Source organism: Actinomadura macrotermitis, assembly GCF_009604375.1.
GTDB lineage: Bacteria > Actinomycetota > Actinomycetes > Streptosporangiales > Streptosporangiaceae > Spirillospora > Spirillospora macrotermitis.
The window spans coordinates 321,248-342,282 of sequence record NZ_WEGH01000006.1 but is presented as its reverse complement, the minus strand read 5'-3'; the positions used below and the strand labels follow the sequence as shown (position 1 = coordinate 342,282).

Sequence of the window (21,035 nt, the reverse complement as noted above, 5' to 3'; positions counted from 1 at the left end):
GATCACGTTCGACGTACCGTCGTAGGAGGCGGGGGGCCGGGCACCAGATCGCGGACCACCCCGCCCCCGGCGCCCGCCCCGGGAGTCGCCATGGGCATCGAGATCCGGGTGGAAGGGCTGAAGAAGTCGTTCGGGCGCCAGGTCATCTGGGAGGACGTGAGCTTCACGATCCCCGCGGGGGAGATCTCCGCGCTGCTCGGGCCGTCGGGCACCGGCAAGTCGGTGTTCCTGAAGAACCTGGTGGGGCTGCTGCGCCCCGACCGGGGCCACGTCTACGTCGGCGACGGCGACGTGCCCCGGCTCCGCGAGAACCAGCTGTACGAGCTGCGCCGCAAGTTCGGCGTCCTCTTCCAGGACGGGGCCCTGTTCGGGTCCATGAACATCTACGACAACATCGCCTTCCCGCTGCGCGAGCACACCAGCAAGGGCGAGTCGGAGATCCGCCGCATCGTCCTGGAGAAGATGGAGATGGTGGGCCTGAGCGGCGCCGAGGAGAAGCTGCCCGGCGAGATCTCCGGCGGCATGAAGAAGCGGGCCGGCCTCGCCCGCGCCCTGGTGCTGAACCCCGAGATCATCCTGGCCGACGAGCCCGACTCCGGCCTGGACCCGGTCCGCACCGCCTACCTCAACCAGCTGTTCGTGGACCTGAACGCCGACCTCGGCGCGACGTTCCTCATCGTCACCCACGACATCGGCACCGCCCGGGTGCTGCCCGACAACCTCGGCCTGCTGTTCCGCCGCGGCCTGGTCATGTTCGGGCCGCGCGAGATGATCCTGTCCAGCACCCACCCGGCGGTCAACCAGTTCTTCAACGCCCGCCGCCAGGGCCCGATCGGCATGGCCGAGGAGAAGGACCAGGCGCAGCTGGACGACGAGGGCGAGGCGCCGCAGACCATGCCCGCCCCGATCCAGCCGCAGCTGATGCCGAGCGACGGCCGGGTCCGCCCGGCGATGCGGCGGCCGGGGGAGTGGCTCGCCCAGCACAACATCAAGCCGCCGCCGGGCTCCTTCATCGACGACGAGGGCCGCGACTGGCTGAAGGACTGGGACGACCTCATCGACAACGGCCACCGCCCCAGATAACGGGCAACGAACACGTGCTGCCGCCGTCTGCCGGCCGGATCCGGCATGCCTCGCCAGGCGGGCACCCGTAGGCTGCAGGCGTCAGCGCAACACGTCGTACCGGGACTTCGCAGCCGGTCCTGCACCACGCGAGGAAACGCAGATGAGCATGCCCGCGCCCCTGTACGGCGGCGGCTATACCGTCGATGACCTGGAGCACATCGACCTGCCCGGCCGCTTCGAGCTGATCCATGGAGACATCGTGATGATGCCTCCTGCCAAGAGCTGGCACAACGAGGTCCAGTTCTTGTTGCGGTCGGTTCTGACGCCGGTGGCGCGGGAGCACGGGTTCCGCGCCGTGCACGAACAGGGCGCCATCCTGGCGGAGGACACCGACCCCGTCCCCGATCTGATGATCATTGATGGGGCCGCCTACGACCACGCCCTGCACAGTTACCCCGCCGAGGCGGTGGCGGTGGTGGTGGAGATCGAGTCGGGCAACAAGCGCAAGGACCGCATCGAACGGCCCGCCGACTACGCCCGTGCCGGGATCCCCTGGTACTGGCGGATCGAGAACGTCGACGATGTGCCGGTGATCCGGGCGTTCCGGCTCGACTGCGGCCTCTATGAGCCGGTCGGCGTCTACGGCAAGGGCGATCGGCTGGACCTGACGGAGCCGTTCGAGATCGCCTTCGACATCGCCGACATCGCCGACATCACCCCCTGATCACCCGTCGCCTTCTTCGCTGCCGGCCTGCCTGGCCGAGGCCACGACGATGAGACCAGCCTCCTCGCTCCTGTCGGCCCGGCTTCCGGAAGCGTGGGCGATGCCCGGGGGCGGCGTTCGTCTCGTCATGCACCGGAAACCTTTGAACGATGCACGCTGTACCGCAGTGAGCGAGCGCCGTTCAGGGGGTTGTTGTCTGAGTGCAGCCCCCTGACCTCCCGCTGGTCGAGAAATGATCGGTATGTGTGTGTACGCGATGCAAAGACGCTCACTTGGGTGCAGGGATTGTTCGCAGCGCGTGTGCCATCTTGTGTTACAGCATGTACCGCAAGAGTCGGGGGACTCAGAAGAAGGAGTGGTGACGATGACGCTGCCACAGCTGGATGTTTCCGCGTTCGCGGCGTTCCCGGCCGGCCTCGCCGCCGCACTGCGTCCCCGTGCCGTCCAGGCCGTGGACGAGCTGCTCGGCGACACCGCCGAGGAGTGGCGCCCCGGTGTCGGCCCGCTGACCGTGGTCGCCGCCCTGGACCACTTCTGCGACCTGGTCGAGGACACCGGCCCCGCCACCTGGGAGCGGATCGCCGAGGAGTACGCCGCCCTCGGCCGCCGCCTCGCCCGCGACCAGCGCGCGCTGGAGCAGCTCAACCAGCTGCTGCTCCGCTCGGCGCGCGCCCTGTGGCACCTGCTGGACGGCCTGGCGGGCACCGACCCGGCGATGCTGCGCCGCGTCAGCGAGGCCCACCTGGGGTTCCTGGACGCGGTCACCGCCGCCGTCGCGCAGGGCTGCCGGTCCCGGCTCCCCGACGAGGACGAGCGCCGCGACCGGCTGCGCGGCGAGCTGCTCGCGCTGCTGCTCGCCGGCCCGCCCGCCGACCCGGCCTCGCTCTCGGCGATCGCCGAGCAGGCCGGGTGGCCGCTGCCGCGCCGGGTCGCCGCCGCCGTGCTGCACCCGCGCCCCGGCCGCGACCGCCGCCCGCTGATGGTGCCGCAGGGCGTGCTGGCCGACCTGACCGGCGACCGCCCGTGCCTGCTGGTCCCCGACCCCGGCGGGCCGGGCCGGATGCGGCTGCTGCGGCCGCTGCTGGCCGACTGGATCGTCGCGGTCGGCCCGGCGGTGCCGGTGGACGGCGCCGCCGCGTCGCTGCGCTGGGCCCGCGAGACGCTCGCGCTCGCCGAGCGCGGGGTGATCCCGAGCGACGACGTCGTCAGCGGCACCGACCACATGGCGACCCTGGTCATCTTCCAGGCCGAGGAGCTGATCGACCACTCCGCCGCCGCCCGCCTCGCGCCGCTGCGCGACATCGCGCCCGGCCACCGCGAGCGGCTGATGGAGACGCTGCTGGCGCTGCTGGAGTGCCGCTTCACCGCCTCCGAGGCCGCCGGGATGCTCCAGGTCCACCCGCAGACCGTGCGCTACCGGCTCCGCCAGCTGGAGGAGCTGTTCGGCGACGACCTGCAGGATCCCCGCATCTGCCTGGAGCTGGAGATGATCCTGCACGCCCGGCTCGCGGGCTCGCGAGAGCGCCGCCCGGCCGGCCGGCGCGCCATCGCCGCGCATGGCTGAGCCGGTGGCGGTCCCCGAGGGCGGCGCCGCGCGTAGGATGCCCGGCGTGGAAGAGGAGACCGCACCGGGCCGCGGGTACCGGCGGCTGCCGTCCGACCAGCGCCGCGAGGAGATCATCGCGGCCGCGATCGCGACGTTCAGCGTGGACCACGACGCCTCGCTGAGCGACATCGCGGCGACCGCCGGCATCTCCCGGACCTCGCTGTACCGGTTCTTCGAGACCCGGCACGACCTGGTCACCGCCGCCTTCGAGTCGGCCGGCGACCTGCTGATGGAGTACGTCGACGACGCGCCGCTCGAGCCGCCCTCGCTCGCCCTGTGCCTCCGTCTCGGCCGTTTCTTCGACTACATCGAGGTGCACGCCACCACCTTCCTCGGCATGGTCACCTGGAACTCGCCGATGGCCTCGCGCGAGATCCAGGCGATCGCGCAGAGCGTGCGCGACCGGCTCTGCGCCACCACCTTCCGGGTGCTGCAGGTCACCGACCCGTCCCCGCTGCTGGAGACGGCGGTGCGGACCTGGATCGCCGGTGTCGAGGAGGCCGCGATGCAGTGGCTGCGCACCGGCCACGCCGAGCGCCCGCAGGTGGAGGCGCTGCTGGCGGCCAACCTCGGCAACGCGCTGATCAATGCCGCGACCTACGACCCGTCGCTGCGCGAGCTGGTGCAGTGGTGGCTGAAGACCGAGCCCGGCGACGGCCCGTTCGGTCACCACCTGCGCGCGATGACCGGGACGTTCACGCTCGGCATGTCCGCCGCCGTCGCCCGGCTGCTCGCCCACGAGCCGGTCGACGCCTAGCCGCCCGTCAGGCAGGTTCGCCGAGGTCCAGCCGGCCGGCCAGCCCGGCGGCGGCGAAGGCGGCCGCCAGCTCGTCGCGGCCCTCGGTGAAGTGGGCCCAGCCGTCGTAGTGGACGGGGACCGCCCGGCGGGCACCGAGGATCTTCGCGGCCTCGGCCGCCTGGGCGCTGTCCAGGACGATGAGAGCCCCGTCGAAGAGCACGGAGAAGCGGGGTGCCCCGGCGAACAGGATCGCGGTGTCCACCGGCCCGAAGCGTTCGGCGATCCGCGCGACCGCGTCGAGCGAGGCGTTGTCGCCGCTGACGTAGACGGTGGGCAGGCCCCGCCCGGTCAGGACGAACCCGACGACCTGCCCGGTGATCGGCTCGACGTCCTCGCGGGCCCCGGGGCCGTGGACGGCGGGCACGCCCGTCACGGTGACCGTGCCGCCGCCGTCGCGGCGGTCCAGTTCGACCGCCTCCCAGTCGGCCAGCCCCCGGACCCGCTCGCCCAGCCGGTCCGCCAGCCGCCGTCCGCCGCCGGGCGTGGTGAGGGTGAGCGGCACGGCGGCCAGGAGCTCGCGGCCGGAATCGTCGAGGTTGTCGGGGTGCTCGTCATGGGAGAGCAGCACCACGTCGACGCGGCCGAGGCCGGCCTGCGCGGCGGAGGGCGCCGTCTTGGTCAGCCGCCCGCCCGGCACCACGTACTCGCGGGGGGCGTCGAAGGTCGGGTCGGTCAGGAAGCGCAGGCCGCCGTACTCGAAGAGGGCGGTCGGGCCGCCGAAGACGCGGACGGGGAACTGCTCGGTGGGCGTGCTGACGCCGGCCATCTGCTACCTCACGGATGAGTAGGTGGTTATCCGTGAAGGACGGTAGTGGTGTCTCACGGACGAGCGCAACCCGTACCATGAGAGCCATGAGCGAGCCCGCGACCCCCGAAGCCGAGCCGCCGCCCGCGCCGGGAGCGGAGGAGTACCTCGCCCTCGACTTCGCCAACAGCGCCATCGCGCTGCCCGGCGGGCGGTTCGTCGACCTGCTCGGCACCCCCGCGGCGACGAACGAGTGGCTCACCGAACGCGGCCTCGCCCCCGCCGACGCCGGGGTGCAGGAGATGTGCACGTCGCAGCTGCGCGCGCTGCGCGAGCACCTCAGGGCGCTGTTCGCCGCCCGCGTCGCCGGGATGCCGCCGCTGCCCGCCGCCCTGGCCGCCGTCAACGACGCGCTGGGCAAGGCCCCCACGGCCGCCCTGCTGCACTGGGACGACCGGAACGGCCCCTACCGCGCGGTGCCCTGTCCCACCTCGCAGATCCTCGACCGCGCCCTGGCGACCCTCGCGGCCAACGCGGCCGACCTGCTCACCGGCCCCGACGCGGACCGGCTCACCGCCTGCGGCTCCGCCCCCTGCACCCGCTACCTGCTGCGCCACGGCCGCCGCCACTGGTGCTCCACCCGCTGCGGCGACCGCGCCCGCGCCGCCCGCGCCTACGCCCGGCGCACCCGGGCCGAGGCGGGCGCCGGGCTCTAGCGGCCCTCGCGCAGGGCGAGCGCGGCGGCCTGGGTGCGGCTGGCGACGCCGAGCTTGGCCAGGATGTTGGACACGTGCACGCTCGCGGTCTTGGGCGAGATGAACAGGTCCGCGGCGATCTCCTTGTTGTTGCGGCCCTGCGCGAGCAGGTCCAGCACCTCCCGCTCGCGCGCGGTGAGCGCGGCGAACGGCCCGCCGCCGCTCCCGGCCGGCGCCGTCAGCCGCGCCCGCGCGCCGAGGTCGCGCAGCGCGGCCAGCAGCGGCGCGGCGCCGAGCCGCTCGGCGGCCGCGACGGCGGGCTCCCACGCGGCGACGGCCTCCTCGCGCAGCCCGCGCCCGGCGAGTGCGGCGGCGAGCCGCCAGCGCGACCGCGCCACCTCGTAGACGTAGCCGTCGGCGCCGTAGGAGAACGCCGCCACGGCCTCGCGCCACAGGCCGGGATCGTCGTCGCCGTGGACACGGCGGTGCTCGGCCTCGCAGCGGGCCAGCCAGGCGCGGGCCTCCAGGCCGAGCCGGGGCCGGGGATGCCCGCCGAGCCCCGTCGCGGCGGTGGCCCGGGCGATGGCCAGGAGCTCGTCGGCGGTGGCGCACGCCTGCGCCGCCGTGTCGTCGTCCCCGGCGGCGCGCGCGCGGGCGGCCCGGTCCGCCTGGGCCGACAACCCGATCGCGGAGATACGGAGACGGCCCAGTTCGTAGGTGTCCAGGGCCTTCATGGCCCCTTCCGCATGCACGGCAGCGCTGTCGGGGTCGCCCTGCCACAGCGCGTGCTCGGCGGCCAGCCCCTGCGACAGGTAGGCGGCGAGGGCGGAGTTCGGCCACAGCGGCTCCATCCAGCGCAGCCGCTCCTCCACCGTGGCCGCGTCGCCCCGGGCGACGTCCAGGAACAGCGCGAACGCCGAAACCTGCGCCTCGGACGGCCGCGTCACCCGCACGCCGAACCCCGCAGCCAGCTTCGCGGCGCCCGCCCATTCGCCGCTGGTGTAGTGGATGAGGAACTGCAGGCAGCGCAGCGTCGTGCCGTAGGTGCTCCAGCCGAGACCGTGGCGCAGCGTGAAGGCCACGTCCTCGTCGACGGCGGCGGACGCGCCCGCCAGGTCGCCCCGGTCGAACCGCGTCCGCGCCCGCGCGAACATCGCGCGCAGCGCCACCTGCAGCTCGCCCGCGCCGACCGCCAGCTCGCGGGCCCGGCCGAACAGCTCCTCCGCCCCGGCGGCGTCGCCGTGCTCCTCGTCGTGGATGCCGAGCGAGACCAGCGCGCTCGCCTCGGCGTCGGCGGAGCCCGCGGCCCGCGCGGCGGCGATGGTCTCGGCGGCGAGGGCCGGGACGACCGGCAGCCCCTCCACCGCGATCATGGCCCGGGTGTAGGTGGCGAGCGCGGCGGCCCGCTCGCGGGTGGGCGGCTCGGCGGGCAGCATGGCGGCGGCCTCGTGCGCGATCCGCGCCGCCTCCTCCTCCTGGCCCAGGTCGTCCAGGCAGTAGGCCAGCGCCTCGCGGACGCGCGCGCCGAGCAGCACGTCGGCCGGGTCCACCGCCTCCAGCAGCCGGCGCAGCCGGGTGACGGCCTGCCGCAGATCGCCCGAGCGCATGGAGGTGCGGGCCGCCGCCAGCTCCAGGTGGGCCCGGTCGGTTCCGGCGGCCCCGGCCGGGTCGGGCACCGTCTCCCACAGCGACAGCGCCTGGTCGTAGTGGCCGTGCGCCTCGTCGGGGGCGCTCATCCGCTCGGCCTCGCGGCCCGCCCGCACCGACGCCGCGAACGCCGTCGGCAGGTCGTGCGAGGCGAAGGCGTGCAGCGCCAGCTCGGCGCCCGCGCCGGGCCGGTCCTCGTCCTTCAGCAGTGCCGCGAACGCGGCGTGCAGCCGGGTCTTCTCGCCCGGCAGCAGGTCGGTGTAGACGGCCTCGCGCAGCAGCGCGTGCCGGAAGGTGTAGCCCTCGGCCCGGTCGGGCACCAGCACCTGGTGCGAGACGAGCTCGCGCAGCGCCTCGCCGACGCGCGTCTCGTCCAGCCCGGAGGCCCGCCGCACCAGCTCGTCGTCCGCGCGGCGGCCCGCGACCGCCGCCGCCCGCACCACCTGCCGCGCCTCGTCCGACAGCCGCTCCACCCGCGCCAGCAGCAGGTCGGCGAGCCCGGCGGGCAGTTCCTCGCCGCCGCCCGCCGCCGAGAACAGCTCGCCCGCGTAGAAGGGGTTGCCCTCCGAGCGGCGGTGCACCTGCTCGATCACCTCGGAGGACGGCGCCGGGCCGTCGCCGGCCAGCGCGGTCAGGTACGCCGCGGTGTCGCCGGGCCCGAACGGCCGCAGCGCGACCGCCGACACGTTCGGCAGCCGCTGCAGCTCGGCGACGACCGGCCGCAGCGGGTGCCGCCGGTGCAGGTCGTCGGTCCGGTAGGTGCCGATGAGGCAGACCCGCTCGCGCTCCAGCACCCGGCTGAGGAAGGAGAGCAGGTGCCGGGTGGAGCCGTCGGCCCAGTGCAGGTCCTCCAGCACCAGCAGCACCGGCCGTTCCTCGCCGAGCTCGCCGAGCAGCCCGAGCACGGCCCCGAACAGCTGCTGCTGGCCGAGCTCGGACGCGCCGCCGGGGCCGCCGTCCCCGTCGGGCAGCAGCCGGCCGAGCACCGGCCGCGCCGCGACGGCGGCGCGCACCCGCTCGTCGGCGCGCGCGCCGGTCCACAGGGCGTCGGCGAGCGGCAGGTAGGGCATGCTCTCGCCGAGCTCGGCGCACTGCCCGACCAGCACGGTGCAGCCGCGTTCGGCGGCGGCGGCGCGCACCGCGCCGACCAGGTGCGTCTTGCCGACACCGGCGTCCCCGCCGACGAGCACGACCCCGGCCGACCCGGCCGCGGCCCGCTCCAGCGCGCCGGTGAGCACGGCGGCTTCGCTGGTCCTGCCGATGAGCGCGTCGGTGATCATGCCGTCCAGTATCCCAGTGATCTGCGGTGATGGTCTGGTTCGCCCGGTTCGCTTTTACCCTGCCGGGCGCGCGCGTCGGCGTCCCGGCAGGGCAGGATGGGAGGGAGCCAGGACGAGGTGGGCCCGCGCGGCCCGCCTCCCGCTCGCGAGGCGCCCCTCCAGGGGAAGCCGGCTCCGGGGAAGGGGCCGGGGAGGGGCCCTCGCGGGTCCGGGACGACGCCGAGAGGCCCCGGTCCGTGCGGGCGGACCGGGGCCTCTGGCGGTGCGGGAGGAGCGTCAGCTCGCCAGCGCGGTGAGCAGCTCGTCCTCGGTCTCCTCGGCGGCCGGCTCGACCTCGGGCACCGGCAGCAGCTTGTCGTAGGCGCGCAGCGTCTCGTTGGCGATCCGCGTCCAGGAGTAGCGCGAGTGGGCGCGGTCGGCGGCGGCGATCGCCCAGCCGTTCAGCGTGGTCTCCTCGGCGAGCAGCCGCCGGATCGCGCGGCCGACGACGACCGGGCGGCCCGCCGGGACGTGCATGCCGGTGATGCCGTCGAGGACGCTGTCGGCGTTGGCGCCGACCGCGGTGGCCAGCACCGGGACGCCGCAGGCCATGGACTCCACCGCCACCATCGGCGCCGGCTGGTAGGGCGACAGGCAGAGCGTCATGCGCGCGGTGCGCAGCAGCTTCGGCAGCGACCGGCGCGGCAGCCGGCCGAGGAAGATGACGCGGTCGGCCACGTGCAGCTCCTTGGCCATGATGGTGAGCCGGTGCACGACCGGGTCGTTCTCCAGGTCCTCGCGGGCCGGGCCGCCGGCGATGGCCAGCTCGGCCTCGGGGGCGTGCACCAGCGCCTGGATCGCGGTGGCGACGCCGCCGTCGGTCAGGTCGCGGGCCACCACGACCAGACGGGGCCGGTCGCCGCGCGGCATCGCCGGGCCGGCCGGGGTGAACTGCTCGCCGTCGACGCCGAGGGGGCGCACGGAGATCTTCGGCCGCGGCACGCCCATCCGGGCGAGCGCGTTGGCCTCGCCGGTGTGCGCGGCGAGCACCGTGTCCGCGCCGCGGCCGACCGCGGTCTCCAGCCGCATCCGGGCCGGGTGCACCTCGCGGCCGAGGCGCCGCTCGCCGGCGGCCAGGCCCTCGTAGCTCTGCACGAACGGGATGTCCATCTCATGGGCGACGGTGCAGGCGACCAGGCCGGCGATCCAGCCGTGCGCGTGCACCACGTCGGGGCGGGCGGCGCCGGCCCAGCGGCGGCGGAGGGCGTCGGCCAGGTCGCGGACGTGGCCGAGCAGCTCGTCGTCGCTCAGCGGGGCGGCGGGCCCGGCCTCCAGCAGCACCAGCGCGGCGCCGGGGGCGAGGCGGGTGCGGCCGCGGGCGGCGGGGTCCTCGCGGCGGCCGTAGACGGTGACCTGGTGCTCTTCGCCGGTCGCGGGGCGGGCCAGGGCGCGGGCGAGTTCACGGAGGTGGATCGTGTGGGCGCTGTCGCCGTCGAGGGCGGTGGTGGAGACCAGAGCGATGGAAAGGGTGCGACGCATGACGATCCTCCGAGGTTCAAGGCAGGGGAAACCTGGAGGTATCTGCGTCTTAGACACCTTGCTCGATCAATGTACTAACCGCTGGGCCGGTAAATCAAACCCATCTCGTGGAAAGGGGAGGAAAAAAGTCCGGGGGACAGGGAACCCTGTCGGCCGCGGACGCGTCGGAGGACCATGGGTCTTCCCCGCACCATCACCGCGCTGACCTGCGTCGCAGCCCTCTCGGCGACCGCCGCGTGCACCGCCGCCGAGGGCGCGGAGATCCACTCGGCGCGCGGGACCGCCGCGCGGGTCCCGGCCGCCGATCCGCGCCCCTACGCCCGCGCCGACGCCGCGTTCGGCCTCGATCTGCTCGGCGCGTGGTGCCGCCGGGACCCGAAGGCGAACATCGTGCTGTCCCCGAGCAGCCTCGCCGGCGGGCTCGGCATGGTCCATCTCGGCGCGCGCGGCGACACCGCCAAGGCGATCGCCCGCACGCTGCACCTGCCGTCCGGCGACCCGCTGCCGGGCCTGCACGCCCGCACCGGCGCGCTGCGCGCCGTCGGCGGCAAGGACGTCGCGCTGCGCGTCACCGACCAGGTCTGGGCCGACAAGCGGGTGAAGACGAACGGCGACTACCTGGACCGCGTCGCCACCGCCTACGACGCCGGGCTGAAGCAGCTCGACATCGCGGGGGACCCGGACGCCGCCCGCCGCGCCGTCAACGACGCGGTGAAGAAGGACACCGGCGGGCACATCGCCGACCTCCTGCCGGTGAACAGCGTGTCCCGGGGCACCGGCTGGATCCTCACCGACGCCGTCTACCTCAAGGCGCGCTGGGCGCAGGAGTTCACCCGCTCGGGCACCGCGCCGAGCCGGTTCACCACCGCCGCCGGCGCCACCGTCCAGGCCCCGGCGATGCGCCGCGACGCCACCTACGGCTACGCCCGCACCGGCGGCTGGACCGCCGTCGACCTGCCCTACACCGGCGGGCGGCTCAGCATGACCGCGCTGCTTCCGGACGCGTCCGGGACCGGCTGCCCCTCGCTCTCGGCGGGTACGCTCGACCGGGTGACCACCGCGCTGAAGCCGGCCATGGTGGGGCTCACCCTGCCGAAGGCCGACCTCAAGTCCCGGACCGAGGCCAAGCCGCTGCTGACCGCGCTCGGCATGGGCATCGCGTTCAGTGACAAGGCCGACCTGACCGGCATGTCCCCGCAGGCGCTCCAGCTGCAGTTCGTCCGGCACGCCGCGACCCTGAGGGTCGACGAGAAGGGCACCGAGGCCGCCGCCGCGACCGCCGCGGGCGTGGCGGTGCTGGGCGCGGCGCCGCCCCGCGACAAGATCGAGGTCGCCTTCGACCGCCCCTACCTGCTGATCGTCCGCGACACCCGCACCGGCGAGCCGCTCTTCCTGGCCCGCGTCGCCGACCCCACCAGATCATGAGGCTCTGGTACGTCGCCTACGGCTCCAACCTGTACCGGGAGCGGTTCGCCTGCTACCTGGCGGGCGGCGTCCCGGCGGGCGGCGCCCGGAACTACCCCGGCTGCCGCGACGCCACCCCGGCCCGCGCCGAGCAGGCCGTCACCCTGCCCGGCGGCATCTACTTCGCGCACGAGTCCCGCACCTGGGGCGGCGGCATGGCCTTCTACGACCCCGAACTGCCCGGCCGCGCCGTCGCCCGCGCCTACCTGCTCACCCTCCAGCAGTTCGGCGACGTCGTGGCGCAGGAGATGCGCCGCGACGTGGGGGAGGAGCACGACCTCGCCGAGGCGATCGCGACCGGCCGCCAGCGCCTCGGCCCCGGCCGCTACGAGACCGTCCTGAAGGTCGGCGAGCGCGGCGGCCACCCCATGCTGACCTTCACCGCCCCGCACGGCGCGGCCGGCGCCCCGCTGAACGCGCCGACCGCCCCCTACCTGGCGATGCTCGGCCACGGCCTGCGCGAGGCGCACGGCTGGGACGCCGCGCGCGCCGCCCGCTACCTGACCGCGCGGCCCGGCGCCTGCGACGCCTGGACGGAACCGGCCGTGGAGGCGCTGCTAACGTCGCCCGCATGAACATCGGTGACGTGGTCGAGGACTTCGAGCTCCCGGACGAGACCGGTACCCCCCGGACCCTGAGCGCACTGCTGGAGAACGGCCCGGTGGTGCTGTTCTTCTACCCCGCGGCGATGACGCCCGGATGCACCGCCGAGGCGTGTCACTTCCGCGACACCGCCGCCGAGTTCGCCGCCGCCGGCGCCCAGCCCGTCGGCATCAGCGGCGACACCGTCGCCAAGCAGAAGGAGTTCGCCGACAAGCACTCCTTCGGCTACCCCCTGCTCGCCGACCCCGAAGGCGTGGTGCGCGCGCGCTTCGGCGTCCAGCGCGGCATCGCGCTCGCGCCCACCAAGCGGCAGACGTTCGTCATCGGCACCGACCGCCGCGTCGCCGAGATCATCAAGAGCGAGATCCGGATGAGTGTGCACGCCGACAAGGCCCTCGCCGCGGTGCGCGCGCTCAGCCCATCACGACCGGAAGAGTGATCGCCGACGCCCGCCCGGGGGCGTGGAAGATCTCCTGGTCGGCCGGCACCACCGCGGACGCGGTGCCGATCGGCTCCCCGGTGCCGGTGTTGCGCGCCACCCGCGGGTAGGCGCCGCTGGCGACCTGCACCCGGACGCGGTGGCCGCGCCGGAACCGGTGCCCGGCCGGCCACAGCTCCACCGCGACCCGGCGCACGCCGTCGCCGTCCGGCTCCGGCGCGCCCGGGACGAGCCGCCGCATCCCCTCGCACAGGTTCAGCGACGTGCCGTCCGGCGCCACGTCGCAGAGGCGCACGACGAAGTCGGTGTGCTCGCGGGTGGAGCGGGTGAACAGGTCCGCCGTCACCGGGCCGATGACCTCCAGGTCGCGGTCCAGCACGGCGGAGGTGAACGTCAGCACGTCGCGGCGCCGCTCCAGCCTGCGCTGGTCGGCGACCGGCCGGTTGTCGCCGAGCAGCGTCGGCCCGCCGATGAACGGCGTCGGGTGCGCCGGGTCGTAGCGGTACCGGGTGGGCCCGGCCGCCGACTCCGGCGGGACGGCGGTGCCCAGGCCGCCGTCCGGCTGCAGGTGCCAGCGCTCCTCGCGCATCCCGGGCACCGGCCAGTCGGGGAACTCGCGCCACTCCTCGGCGCCGGTCACGAACACCCGGACGGGCTGCTCGCGCAGCTGCGACGGGTCGTCCAGCAGGTGCGCGCGGAACCAGGCCAGCGACTCGCCGATCGACCCGCGCATCATCCGCTGGTCGGCGTGGAACCACGGGCCGATCGTCAGGTGCGGGCGGTGCCCGGCCGCGCGCAGCGCCGCGTAGTCCTTCAGCTGCCAGGGCAGGAAGATGTCGTACCAGCCGCCGGTCATGTTCACCGGCGCGTGCACGTCGGCGACGGTGGGGCTGAAGTCGCGCCGGTCCCAGAACGGGCTGTCGGGCTCGTTGACCAGCAGGTCCTGGAAGAACCGCTGCTGCGCGCCGGTGGCCAGCACGTCCAGCTCGCCGAGCGGGCGGCCCGACAGCGCCGCGCGGCGCGCCCGGCGCGGCGACATGATCCCGGTGGTCAGGCCCGACAGCGGATGCTTCATCCGGGCCGTCAGGTCGACCCAGATCAGCGTGGACTCCAGCGCGAACGTGCCGCCGACGTTGATGGCGTCGCGGAACTGCGACGCGGTGACCTGCATCGACAGGGCCTTCAGCTCCGGGCCGGCCTCGGCCGCCACGGCCCACTGCACGTAGCCGAGATAGCTCGGGCCGTGCATGGCGAACGTCCCGCCGAACCACGGCTGCCTCTTCAGCCACCCGATCGTGGCGAGGCCGTCCTCGCGCTCGTCCAGCGGCGTGAACACCCCGCCCGAGCCGAACCCGCCGCGCACGCTCTGCACCACCGCCTGGAAGCCGTGCGAGGCGAACGCCTGCCCGCACATCAGCCCGAACGGCCCGCGCCGCCCGTACGGCGACCGCACCAGGATCACCGGCGGCCGGTCGATCCCGGCCGGCGCGTAGTGGTCGGCCAGCAGCGTCACGCCGTCGGCGACCGGGACCTCCAGGTCGCGGCGCACCGTCACCCGGTGCGGCCCGTTGCGCAGCCCCAGCGCCGTGACCCCGAGCCGGCGCATCATTCCCACACCCACCATTCGATCGATCGTAGCCCGCGCCCCGCACAGGTGAGCGACACGTCCCCGCGCGGACCGCGGATCACTACGATCGGGCGATATCCATCCGAACGCAGCAAGGAGGAGATTCACGGTATGCCTGAGTCGCTGGAGTGGAGCCGGGTGATCGTCGCCGCCGTGGTGCTGGCGGTCGCGCTCGGCGTCGCGCTCACCCTGCGCCTGCTGGCCGGCCGGCTCACCCGGCGCGCCGGCGTGACCAGCTGGGCGTGGGACGACCTGGCCGCCCGGCTGCTGCAGGACCTGGCGCTGCCGCTCGCCCTGCTCGGCGGCGCCTGGATCGCGGCCAACGTCCTCAAGATGCACGCCCGGACGCTCGACTACACCGGCAAGGTGCTCGCCGCGATCACCGTGCTGGTGGTGGCGCTGGCGCTGGCGCGGCTGATCGCGGCGATCGTCACCTCGGTGGCCGGGGTGCGCCAGGGCATGGCCGGCAGCGTGACGATCTTCGCCAACATCACCCGGGTGCTGGTGCTCGGCATCGGCGTGCTGATCATGCTGCAGACCCTCGGGGTGTCGATCACCCCGCTGCTCGGCGCCCTCGGCGTCGGCGGCCTGGCCGTGGCGCTCGCGCTGCAGGACACCCTCGCCAACCTGTTCGCCGGCGTGCACGTGCTCGCCTCCAAGACGATCGAGCCCGGCGACTACATCCGCCTCAGCACCGGCCAGGAGGGGTACGTCGTCGACATCAACTGGCGCAACACCTCCATCCGCACGCTGTCGGACAACATCGAGGTCATCCCGAACCAGCGCTTCTCCGACACGATCCTCACCAACTACCACCGCCCCGGGCAGGACATGTCGCTGCTGCTGCAGGCGAGCGTCGCCTACGGCAGCGACCTGGAGCGGGTCGAGAAGGTCGTCATCGAGGTCGGCCAGGAGGTCATGGCCGAGGTCGAGGGCGGCGTGAAGGACGCCGAGGTGCTGGTGCGCTTCCACACCTTCGCCGACGCCGGCATCAAGTTCACCACCATCCTGCGCACCGGCGAGTTCGGCGACCAGTTCCGCATCAAGCACGAGTTCGTCAAGCGGCTGCACCGCCGCTTCATGGCCGAGGGCATCGAGATCCCCTTCCCGGCGCTGAAGCTGATCAGGGAGCCCGTGGTCAGAGAGCCGGCCGCGGACTGACCGCGGGCAGCAGCAGGTCGTCCACCAGGTGGCGCACCTCCTCGTCGGTGGTGGTCACCTCCTCGATCATGTACCGGTAGAAGATCGTGGCGGGGCCCATCCGGGCGGCCAGCACCGTCGCCGCCTCCGGACGGACCTCGCCGCGCTCGGCCCCGCGCACCAGCGCCTCGTACAGCCGCTCGCGGATCGGCTTGGTGAGCCGGGAGCGCACGACGTCGTGCAGCAGGCCCTGCCCCTCCTCCTTGAGCACCCGGAAGACCGCGCCGTGGCAGTGGTCGATGGTGTCGCGGAAGCAGATCAGCAGCTCGATCAGGTCCGTCCGCACGTCCTCGTGCACCGACGGCGGGGGCAGTTCGGGCAGCACGTGCCGCAGCGTGTCGGTGATCAGCTCGTCCTTGGACGGCCAGCGCCGGTACAGCGCCGCCTTGCCGGTGTGCGCCGCCGTCGCGACGCCCTCCATGGTGAAGGCCCGGTAGCCGACGGTCTCCAGCTGCTCGACGACGGCCTGGTAGATGGCCGCCTCCAGTTCGGCGCCGCGGCGGCGGGTGGCCGGGGGCATCAGCGCGACCTCCGTCCGCCGGAAATAGTGAACGCGAGCGTTCCCTCTCGCGCCGATCGGTGATACGTTACCGCCATAGTGAACTCTGCCGTTCCTTAATTGTCGCTCTCGGAGGTCGTCTTGTCGACTGCGCAGACCGGGTCGCCCGTCCAGCGGGAGACCGCTCCCGCCGCACCGCCGGCCCTCACCCACCCAGCCCTCGCCCTCTCGGTCATCGTCGGCTGCCAGCTTATGATCGGCCTGGACACGTCCGTCGTCACCATCGCCCTGCCGGGCATCCGCGCCGACCTCGGGTTAACCACCGGCGGCCTGGCCTGGGTCCAGAACTCCTACATGATCGCCTTCGGCGGCCTGCTGCTGCTCGGCGGCCGGGCCGGCGACGTGTTCGGCCGCCGCCGCGTCTTCGGCGCCGGGATCGCCCTGTTCACCCTCGCCTCCCTGCTCGGCGGCTTCGCCACCGCGGGCTGGACGCTGATCGCCGCCCGCGCCCTGCAGGGCGCTGCGGCCGCCGTCGCCGCGCCGAGCGCGATGGCGCTGATCGCCGCCTCCTTCACCGGCGCCGCCCGGGTCCGCGCGCTCAGCATCTTCTCCGCCGTCGTCGGCGCGGGCGCCGCCGTCGGCATGGTGCTCGGCGGCGTGCTCACCGAGGCCGCGTCCTGGCACTGGGTGTTCTTCATCAACGTCCCGCTCGGCGTGCTGCTGGTGGTGCTCGTCCCGCGCGTGCTCCCCGCGATCGCCCCCCGCCCGGGCCGCTTCGACGCGCCCGGCGCGCTCGCCGCCACGCTCGGCATGACCGCCCTGGTCTACGGGTTCGTCCGGGCCGCCTCCGACGGCTGGCGCGACGGCCTCACCCTCGCCGCGTTCGCCGCCGCCCTCGTCCTGCTCACCCTGCTGCTGCTCATCGAGAGCCGGGCCGCGCAGCCGCTGATGCCGCTCTGGCTGTTCACCGCCCGCGACCGGGCCGGCTCCTACGCCGGCCTGCTGCTCGCCGTCGCGGGCATGTTCGGCAGCTTCTTCTTCCTCACCCAGTACCTCCAGCAGCAGCTCGGGTACGGGCCGCTACGGGCGGGCTTCGCGTTCCTCCCGCTCGCCGGCCTGCAGTTCGCGACCGTGCGGATCGTGCCCCGGCTGCTGCCGCGCCTCGGCGCCCGCCCGATCGTGACGACCGGCGCCGTGCTGCTCACCGCCGCCCTGCTCTGGCTGTCGCGGCTGGACGCCGGGGACGGCTACGCCGCCGCGCTGCTCGGCCCGTTCCTGCTGCTGGGCATGGGCGGCGGGCTGATCATCATGCCGCTGAACGCGACCGTCCTGGCGAGCGTGGACCCGGCCGACGCCGGCGCCGCGTCCGGTGTCGCGCAGACGATGCTGTGGGGCGGGGGAGCGGTGGGCGGCGCCGTCCTGGTGACGGTGTACGGCGCGGCGTCCCGGCCGGACGGCACCGTCGCGGGCATGACCGCGGCGTTCGCGGCGGGCGCGGTCTTCACCGCCGGCGCCGCGCTGGCCGCGCTGCTCACCCTCCGTGCGCGGGCGTAGCCGGCCTCGGCTCACCGAACCACTCGAGGAACTCGGCGTGCCCGAACATCTTCGCGGTCTCGGCCGCCGAGGGGTCGCCCGCCCGCGGGTCGGCGCCGAGGTCCAGCAGCGTCCGCACCACCTCGGGCTCCTTCTTGAACACCGCGCCGGCGAGCGGCCGCTGCCCCCGGTCGTTCTCGCGCTCGACGTCGGCGCCGCGCTCGGCGAGCGCCCGCACCGTGCCCGCGTGCCCGTGGTAGGCGGCGAGCATCAGCAGCGTGTCGCCCATCTCGTTGGTCAGGTCGGCCGGCACGCCGGCGTCGACGTAGGCGGCGAGCTGGTCGGCCTGGCCGGTGCGGGCCAGGTCGAACAGCCGGCCGGCGAACACCTCCAGCTCGGGGTCGGCGCCGCTCATCGGCCGCACCTTGCCGCCCGCCTGCTCGTCCTCGCCGGGCTCGGCGAGCTTGGCGCCGATGGTGTCGGCCCCGTAGCGCAGCTGCTTGACCAGCGCCACCAGCGCGCCCTGCTCGGGGAAGGTGCGAAAGCGCACGTCGTCGGCGAGCGCCTGCATGATCATCAGGCCGCGGCCCGACTCGGCGCCGAGGTCGGCCTCCCCGTGCTCACCGGCACCGTGCTCGCCGGGCTCGAAGCCGTGCCCGGAGTCGATCACCTTGATCAGGCAGCGCTCGCCCACGATGGTGACCCGCACCGTGTAGTCGTCGCCGGCCTGCGCGTGCCGGATCACGTTGGAGCACGCCTCGGTCAGCATCAGCTGGATGTCGTCGCGGATGCCGTCCTCCACCCCGAGCGCGTGCAGCGCCGAGTCCAGCACCTGGCGGACCGCCGGCACGCTGGCGGCGTCGCGCGGCAAGCGCAGGTCGAGATTGAGCTCCACAACATCCTCCGTCTGTTCGGCTGCTCCCCGAAGCCTCCCCAGCGGACGGCGGCCAAACCTCAACGCCCAGGCCAGGCACCGCGCGCCAGCACCTCCAGCACCAGCGCCCCGATGTTCCAGGCGTCGTCGGCGCCGCTGTGGTGGCGGCCCTCCAGCGGCAGCCCGGCGTGCCGCAGCGCCTGCGCCATGCCGGGCCGGCGCCGCAGCCCGTGCGCCTCGGTGAAGACGGCCTTGGCGTTGGTGTGCGACCGCCCGAACGGATAGCGGACGCCGCCCCCGCACTGCCGCTCGAACTGCTTGCGGTCGTAGTCCCCCCAGCTCGCCCAGGGCCTCGACCCGGCCTGGTGCTCGCGTCCCAGCAGCGCGCACGCCTCCGCGAACCTCAGGCCGGCGTCGACCTCCTCCTGGGTGAGGCCGGTCAGCTCGGTGCAGAAGGCGCTGACCTTCGAACGCTGCGGCCGCACCAGGACGCGGTGCTTGGCGACCCGCTCGCCCGCGTCCAGGTCGACCACGCACAGCCCGATCTCGATGATCTCGTTGGTCTGGCCGGGCGGCACGGGGCCGTCCCAGCAGGTCGCCTCGACGTCGACGACATTGAGCAGGGGTCCCATGGCCGAACCGTACCGAGCGGGCTCAACGCCTCACGACCGGTTTTCCCGGCGGGGGGCGTACTCGTCCACGTACTCTTGGCCCGACATGGCGTGGATGGCGCGCATGACCTCGTCGGTGAACTCGCGCACGTCCCGCCCGGCGATCTCCAGCGGCGCGCCGACGCGCACCCCGATCCGCCCCGGACGCGGGACCCGGCGGCCGGGCGGCTGCACTCGGTCGGTGCCCGCCAGCGCGACCGGGACGACCGGCGCCCCCGTCCGCTCGGCGAGGCGGCCGACGCCGGTGTGGCCGCGGTAGAGCCGCCCGTCGGGCGAGCGGGTGCCCTCGGGGTGCAGGGCGAACACCTCGCCGCGCTCCAGCACCCGCGCCGCCGCGTCCAGCGCGGCCTGCGCGGCGTGGCCGCCGGACCGGTCGACCGCGATCGCGCCGACGCCCCGGAAGAACGCCGCCATGGCCCGCCCGGCCGGCCCCGGGCGGGTGAAGTACTCGTGCTTGCCGAGGAAGAACACCTGCCTGGGGACGACGAGCGGCAGCACGAACGAGTCGCAGAACGCCAGGTGGTTGGCCGCCAGGATCACCGGCCCGTCCGGCAGGTTCGCCAGGCCGCTCACCTGCGGGCGGAAGGCGGCGCGCATGGCGGGGCCGAGCACGACGTGCTTCATGAGGGGGTATATCAGGCGTTCGGCGTCCATGCCCGAAGGCTAGGGGGCGCGACGCCGCGCGCACCGTGCGCGCGGCGGACAAACAACCCCCGGGCGATCTTGTAAGGATCCGGCCTTGCCGTGCGCAGGTGACGAACAACTCAGTTGTGCGCAACTAAATCGTGCTAGGTTCGAGTCATGGACATCCACTACACCGCCGTCGCCACCGCCAGCGGCCGCGACGGCCGCGCCGTCAGCTCCGACAACCGCCTCGACCTGCCGCTCGCCGTGCCCCGCGAGATGGGCGGCTCCGGCGACGGCACCAACCCCGAGCAGCTCTTCGCCGCCGGCTACGCGGCCTGCTTCGCCAGCGCCCTCGCCGCCGTCGCCCGCGCCGGCCGCCACGACGTCCGCGACGTCGCCGTCACCGCCGAGGTCGGCATCGGCGGCGACCTGGAGTCGGGGTTCGGCCTCGCGGTGACCCTGCGCGTCGAGCTGCCCGACGATCTTCCGGACGGCCGCGCCCTGGTGGAACGCGCCCACCAGGTCTGCCCCTACTCCAACGCCACCCGGGGCAACATCCCCGTCGAGCTGGTGGTCGAGTAGTCACCCGCCGACGGCGGCGGCCTGCTGCTGGCGGATCAGCTTGCGCACCGCCGGCACGGCCGGCCCCGACCGCGCGGTGAGCTCCTTGATCCGCTGCCGGTGCAGCCGCCGGTCCCGGCGCGACAGCACCGTCTTCAGCTCGGCGGCCGCGGCGAGCGCCACCGCCGCCGCGTCGTAGCTGTTCACGTGCGCGACGGGCCGGCCCCGCAGCGCCGCCGTCGCGCCGCCCCACAGGGTCTTCACCACCCGCGGGTCGCGCACTCTCACCCGGTGGCCGGGGAAGATCCCGAGCACCCGCCGCTTCTCGACCCGGATCCAGCCGTCCCGCGCCAGCTCCTCGCGGACCGTCCGCACCATGGCGCGGCTGTCCTTGCGCACCCAGTAGTGCCAGGGGCGCGGCCGGGACGCCTCGATCTGCGCGAGCAGCCCGTAGGGGTCGGCGCCCCGCGTGCCGATCACGGGCCTGCGGCCCTCCTCCTCCAGCCGCCCGTCCAGGAACAGCTCGGTGAGGGCCGCGGCCCGCAGCACGTAACCGAGATAGGAGCGCCCGGTGACCTTTTCCTTCTGCAGGTCGTAGGCCAGCAGGTACATCCGTGCGGGCAGTGATTCGGGAGTCTGCACCATCACTCGTCCTCAGGGGTCTCGTCCTTGGCGGGCCTGCCGGGCCGCCGCATCCGGCCGACCGAGCCGGGCAGCCGCCCGGCGTCGGCCAGCGCCCGGCGCAGCAGGAACTCGATCTGGGCGTTGGTACTGCGCAGCTCGTCCCCCGCCCACCTGGCCAGCGCGTCGTGCACCGCCGGATCGAGCCGCAGCAGGACCTTCTTCCGTTCAGCCACG

General features: G+C 74.3%; 21 protein-coding genes and 1 pseudogene. 11 read left to right on the top strand and 11 right to left on the bottom strand.

Annotated elements, in window-relative coordinates:
* Positions 1-90: 90 nt before the first annotated feature.
* The 4 genes from ACRB68_RS38085 (at position 91) to ACRB68_RS38070 (ending at position 4,152) form a co-directional block, all read left to right on the top strand.
* Positions 91-1,083, top strand: coding sequence for an ABC transporter ATP-binding protein (locus tag ACRB68_RS38085; RefSeq protein WP_153541472.1), 993 nt, complete (start codon positions 91-93; stop codon positions 1,081-1,083).
* 142 nt (positions 1,084-1,225) lie between these two features.
* A complete protein-coding gene (locus ACRB68_RS38080; RefSeq protein ID WP_153541470.1) occupies positions 1,226-1,789 on the top strand; it encodes a Uma2 family endonuclease in 564 nt (187 codons plus the stop codon).
* A gap of 364 nt (positions 1,790-2,153) precedes the next feature.
* Entirely contained in the window at positions 2,154-3,353 is a 1,200-nt protein-coding gene (locus ACRB68_RS38075; RefSeq protein WP_153541468.1) for a PucR family transcriptional regulator, read from the top strand.
* Between the two features lie 46 nt (positions 3,354-3,399).
* Positions 3,400-4,152, top strand: a complete 753-nt coding sequence (locus ACRB68_RS38070; protein WP_194293606.1) for a TetR/AcrR family transcriptional regulator — start codon at positions 3,400-3,402, stop codon at positions 4,150-4,152.
* Positions 4,153-4,159: 7 nt separating this feature from the next.
* Here ACRB68_RS38070 and ACRB68_RS38065 read toward each other — a convergent pair whose 3' ends face one another.
* Complete coding sequence (locus ACRB68_RS38065) at positions 4,160-4,960, bottom strand: MBL fold metallo-hydrolase (protein WP_153541464.1); 801 nt, start codon at positions 4,958-4,960, stop codon at positions 4,160-4,162.
* Between the two features lie 86 nt (positions 4,961-5,046).
* Here ACRB68_RS38065 and ACRB68_RS38060 point away from each other — a divergent pair, with 86 nt between their 5' ends.
* Entirely contained in the window at positions 5,047-5,655 is a 609-nt protein-coding gene (locus ACRB68_RS38060; RefSeq protein WP_153541462.1) for a CGNR zinc finger domain-containing protein, read from the top strand.
* On the opposite strand, the gene ACRB68_RS42735 is transcribed toward ACRB68_RS38060, so the two are convergent.
* Both ACRB68_RS42735 and ACRB68_RS38050 read right to left on the bottom strand, forming a co-directional pair.
* Positions 5,652-8,561, bottom strand: coding sequence for a helix-turn-helix transcriptional regulator (locus ACRB68_RS42735; protein ID WP_153541460.1), 2,910 nt, complete (start codon positions 8,559-8,561; stop codon positions 5,652-5,654). The two genes, ACRB68_RS38060 and ACRB68_RS42735, sit on opposite strands and share 4 nt — an antisense overlap.
* A gap of 276 nt (positions 8,562-8,837) precedes the next feature.
* The gene (locus ACRB68_RS38050) at positions 8,838-10,079 is read right to left on the bottom strand and encodes a glycosyltransferase (RefSeq protein ID WP_153541458.1); all 1,242 of its coding nucleotides are present in this window, start codon (positions 10,077-10,079) and stop codon (positions 8,838-8,840) included.
* A 174-nt stretch (positions 10,080-10,253) separates the two neighbouring features.
* Here ACRB68_RS38050 and ACRB68_RS38045 point away from each other — a divergent pair, with 174 nt between their 5' ends.
* The 3 genes from ACRB68_RS38045 to ACRB68_RS38035 are packed head-to-tail and all read left to right on the top strand — an operon-like array spanning position 10,254 to position 12,585.
* The gene (locus ACRB68_RS38045) at positions 10,254-11,504 is read left to right on the top strand and encodes a serpin family protein (protein ID WP_153541456.1); all 1,251 of its coding nucleotides are present in this window, start codon (positions 10,254-10,256) and stop codon (positions 11,502-11,504) included.
* Complete coding sequence (locus ACRB68_RS38040; protein WP_153541454.1) at positions 11,501-12,118, top strand: histone deacetylase; 618 nt, start codon at positions 11,501-11,503, stop codon at positions 12,116-12,118. Before ACRB68_RS38045 ends, ACRB68_RS38040 begins: the two co-directional genes overlap by 4 nt.
* Positions 12,115-12,585 (top strand): peroxiredoxin, encoded by a 471-nt coding sequence (locus ACRB68_RS38035; RefSeq protein ID WP_153541452.1) that lies wholly within the window; start codon positions 12,115-12,117, stop codon positions 12,583-12,585. The genes ACRB68_RS38040 and ACRB68_RS38035 overlap by 4 nt, the downstream gene beginning before the upstream one ends.
* Here ACRB68_RS38035 and ACRB68_RS38030 read toward each other — a convergent pair.
* Positions 12,560-14,209 carry a CocE/NonD family hydrolase gene (locus ACRB68_RS38030; RefSeq protein ID WP_153541450.1) on the bottom strand — a complete coding sequence of 550 codons (1,650 nt, stop codon included), beginning with the start codon at positions 14,207-14,209 and terminating at the stop codon, positions 12,560-12,562. The two genes, ACRB68_RS38035 and ACRB68_RS38030, sit on opposite strands and share 26 nt — an antisense overlap.
* 114 nt (positions 14,210-14,323) lie before the next feature.
* Between ACRB68_RS38030 and ACRB68_RS38025 the strand changes: the two genes are divergently transcribed.
* Complete coding sequence (locus tag ACRB68_RS38025; protein ID WP_153541448.1) at positions 14,324-15,373, top strand: mechanosensitive ion channel family protein; 1,050 nt, start codon at positions 14,324-14,326, stop codon at positions 15,371-15,373.
* Here the strand turns inward: ACRB68_RS38025 and ACRB68_RS38020 are convergent.
* Positions 15,351-15,932, bottom strand: coding sequence for a TetR/AcrR family transcriptional regulator (locus tag ACRB68_RS38020; RefSeq protein WP_153541446.1), 582 nt, complete (start codon positions 15,930-15,932; stop codon positions 15,351-15,353). The two genes, ACRB68_RS38025 and ACRB68_RS38020, sit on opposite strands and share 23 nt — an antisense overlap.
* Before the next feature lie 120 nt (positions 15,933-16,052).
* Between ACRB68_RS38020 and ACRB68_RS38015 the strand changes: the two genes are divergently transcribed.
* A complete protein-coding gene (locus ACRB68_RS38015) occupies positions 16,053-17,465 on the top strand; it encodes an MFS transporter (RefSeq protein ID WP_235960896.1) in 1,413 nt (470 codons plus the stop codon).
* On the opposite strand, the gene ACRB68_RS40760 is transcribed toward ACRB68_RS38015, so the two are convergent.
* The 4 genes and pseudogenes from ACRB68_RS40760 to ACRB68_RS38000 form a co-directional block, all read right to left on the bottom strand.
* Positions 17,443-17,859, bottom strand: a complete 417-nt coding sequence (locus ACRB68_RS40760) for an ankyrin repeat domain-containing protein (RefSeq protein WP_207709987.1) — start codon at positions 17,857-17,859, stop codon at positions 17,443-17,445. The genes ACRB68_RS38015 and ACRB68_RS40760 overlap by 23 nt on opposite strands.
* A 99-nt stretch (positions 17,860-17,958) precedes the next feature.
* Positions 17,959-18,339: pseudogene (locus ACRB68_RS40755) on the bottom strand (ATP-binding protein); the annotation flags it as partial.
* Between the two features lie 59 nt (positions 18,340-18,398).
* Positions 18,399-18,950, bottom strand: coding sequence for a 3'-5' exonuclease (locus ACRB68_RS38005; RefSeq protein WP_153541442.1), 552 nt, complete (start codon positions 18,948-18,950; stop codon positions 18,399-18,401).
* Positions 18,951-18,980: 30 nt separating this feature from the next.
* The gene (locus tag ACRB68_RS38000; protein ID WP_153541440.1) at positions 18,981-19,643 is read right to left on the bottom strand and encodes a lysophospholipid acyltransferase family protein; all 663 of its coding nucleotides are present in this window, start codon (positions 19,641-19,643) and stop codon (positions 18,981-18,983) included.
* A 147-nt stretch (positions 19,644-19,790) separates the two neighbouring features.
* On the opposite strand from ACRB68_RS38000, the gene ACRB68_RS37995 reads away from it, so the two are divergent.
* Positions 19,791-20,198 carry an Ohr family peroxiredoxin gene (locus tag ACRB68_RS37995; RefSeq protein WP_153541438.1) on the top strand — a complete coding sequence of 136 codons (408 nt, stop codon included), beginning with the start codon at positions 19,791-19,793 and terminating at the stop codon, positions 20,196-20,198.
* Here the strand turns inward: ACRB68_RS37995 and ACRB68_RS37990 are convergent, their stop codons facing one another.
* Together ACRB68_RS37990 and ACRB68_RS37985 are read right to left on the bottom strand one after the other, a co-directional pair.
* Positions 20,199-20,822: a GOLPH3/VPS74 family protein gene (locus ACRB68_RS37990; RefSeq protein WP_153541436.1), complete on the bottom strand. Its 624-nt coding sequence runs from the start codon at positions 20,820-20,822 to the stop codon at positions 20,199-20,201. It abuts the gene before it with no gap.
* Positions 20,822-21,034, bottom strand: a complete 213-nt coding sequence (locus ACRB68_RS37985; protein ID WP_328595295.1) for a hypothetical protein — start codon at positions 21,032-21,034, stop codon at positions 20,822-20,824. Before ACRB68_RS37985 ends, ACRB68_RS37990 begins: the two co-directional genes overlap by 1 nt.
* Position 21,035: the final 1 nt, after the last annotated feature.

Bases quoted from the DNA above. Each gene is read 5' to 3' on its own strand.
- ACRB68_RS38065 (WP_153541464.1), bottom strand. From the start codon at position 4,960: ATGGCCGGCGTCAGCACGCCCACCGAGCAGTTCCCCGTCCGCGTCTTC.
- ACRB68_RS38025 (WP_153541448.1), top strand. From the start codon at position 14,324: ATGCCTGAGTCGCTGGAGTGGAGCCGGGTGATCGTCGCCGCCGTGGTG.
- ACRB68_RS38080 (WP_153541470.1), top strand. From the start codon at position 1,226: ATGAGCATGCCCGCGCCCCTGTACGGCGGCGGCTATACCGTCGATGAC.
- ACRB68_RS37990 (WP_153541436.1), bottom strand. From the start codon at position 20,822: ATGGTGCAGACTCCCGAATCACTGCCCGCACGGATGTACCTGCTGGCC.
- ACRB68_RS38060 (WP_153541462.1), top strand. From the start codon at position 5,047: ATGAGCGAGCCCGCGACCCCCGAAGCCGAGCCGCCGCCCGCGCCGGGA.
- ACRB68_RS38050 (WP_153541458.1), bottom strand. From the start codon at position 10,079: ATGCGTCGCACCCTTTCCATCGCTCTGGTCTCCACCACCGCCCTCGAC.
- ACRB68_RS38035 (WP_153541452.1), top strand. From the start codon at position 12,115: ATGAACATCGGTGACGTGGTCGAGGACTTCGAGCTCCCGGACGAGACC.
- ACRB68_RS38045 (WP_153541456.1), top strand. From the start codon at position 10,254: ATGGGTCTTCCCCGCACCATCACCGCGCTGACCTGCGTCGCAGCCCTC.
- ACRB68_RS37995 (WP_153541438.1), top strand. From the start codon at position 19,791: ATGGACATCCACTACACCGCCGTCGCCACCGCCAGCGGCCGCGACGGC.
- ACRB68_RS38040 (WP_153541454.1), top strand. From the start codon at position 11,501: ATGAGGCTCTGGTACGTCGCCTACGGCTCCAACCTGTACCGGGAGCGG.
- ACRB68_RS38005 (WP_153541442.1), bottom strand. From the start codon at position 18,950: ATGGGACCCCTGCTCAATGTCGTCGACGTCGAGGCGACCTGCTGGGAC.
- ACRB68_RS38075 (WP_153541468.1), top strand. From the start codon at position 2,154: ATGACGCTGCCACAGCTGGATGTTTCCGCGTTCGCGGCGTTCCCGGCC.
- ACRB68_RS42735 (WP_153541460.1), bottom strand. From the start codon at position 8,561: ATGATCACCGACGCGCTCATCGGCAGGACCAGCGAAGCCGCCGTGCTC.
- ACRB68_RS40760 (WP_207709987.1), bottom strand. From the start codon at position 17,859: ATGAGCGGCGCCGACCCCGAGCTGGAGGTGTTCGCCGGCCGGCTGTTC.
- ACRB68_RS38085 (WP_153541472.1), top strand. From the start codon at position 91: ATGGGCATCGAGATCCGGGTGGAAGGGCTGAAGAAGTCGTTCGGGCGC.
- ACRB68_RS38000 (WP_153541440.1), bottom strand. From the start codon at position 19,643: ATGGACGCCGAACGCCTGATATACCCCCTCATGAAGCACGTCGTGCTC.
- ACRB68_RS38030 (WP_153541450.1), bottom strand. From the start codon at position 14,209: ATGGTGGGTGTGGGAATGATGCGCCGGCTCGGGGTCACGGCGCTGGGG.
- ACRB68_RS38020 (WP_153541446.1), bottom strand. From the start codon at position 15,932: ATGCCCCCGGCCACCCGCCGCCGCGGCGCCGAACTGGAGGCGGCCATC.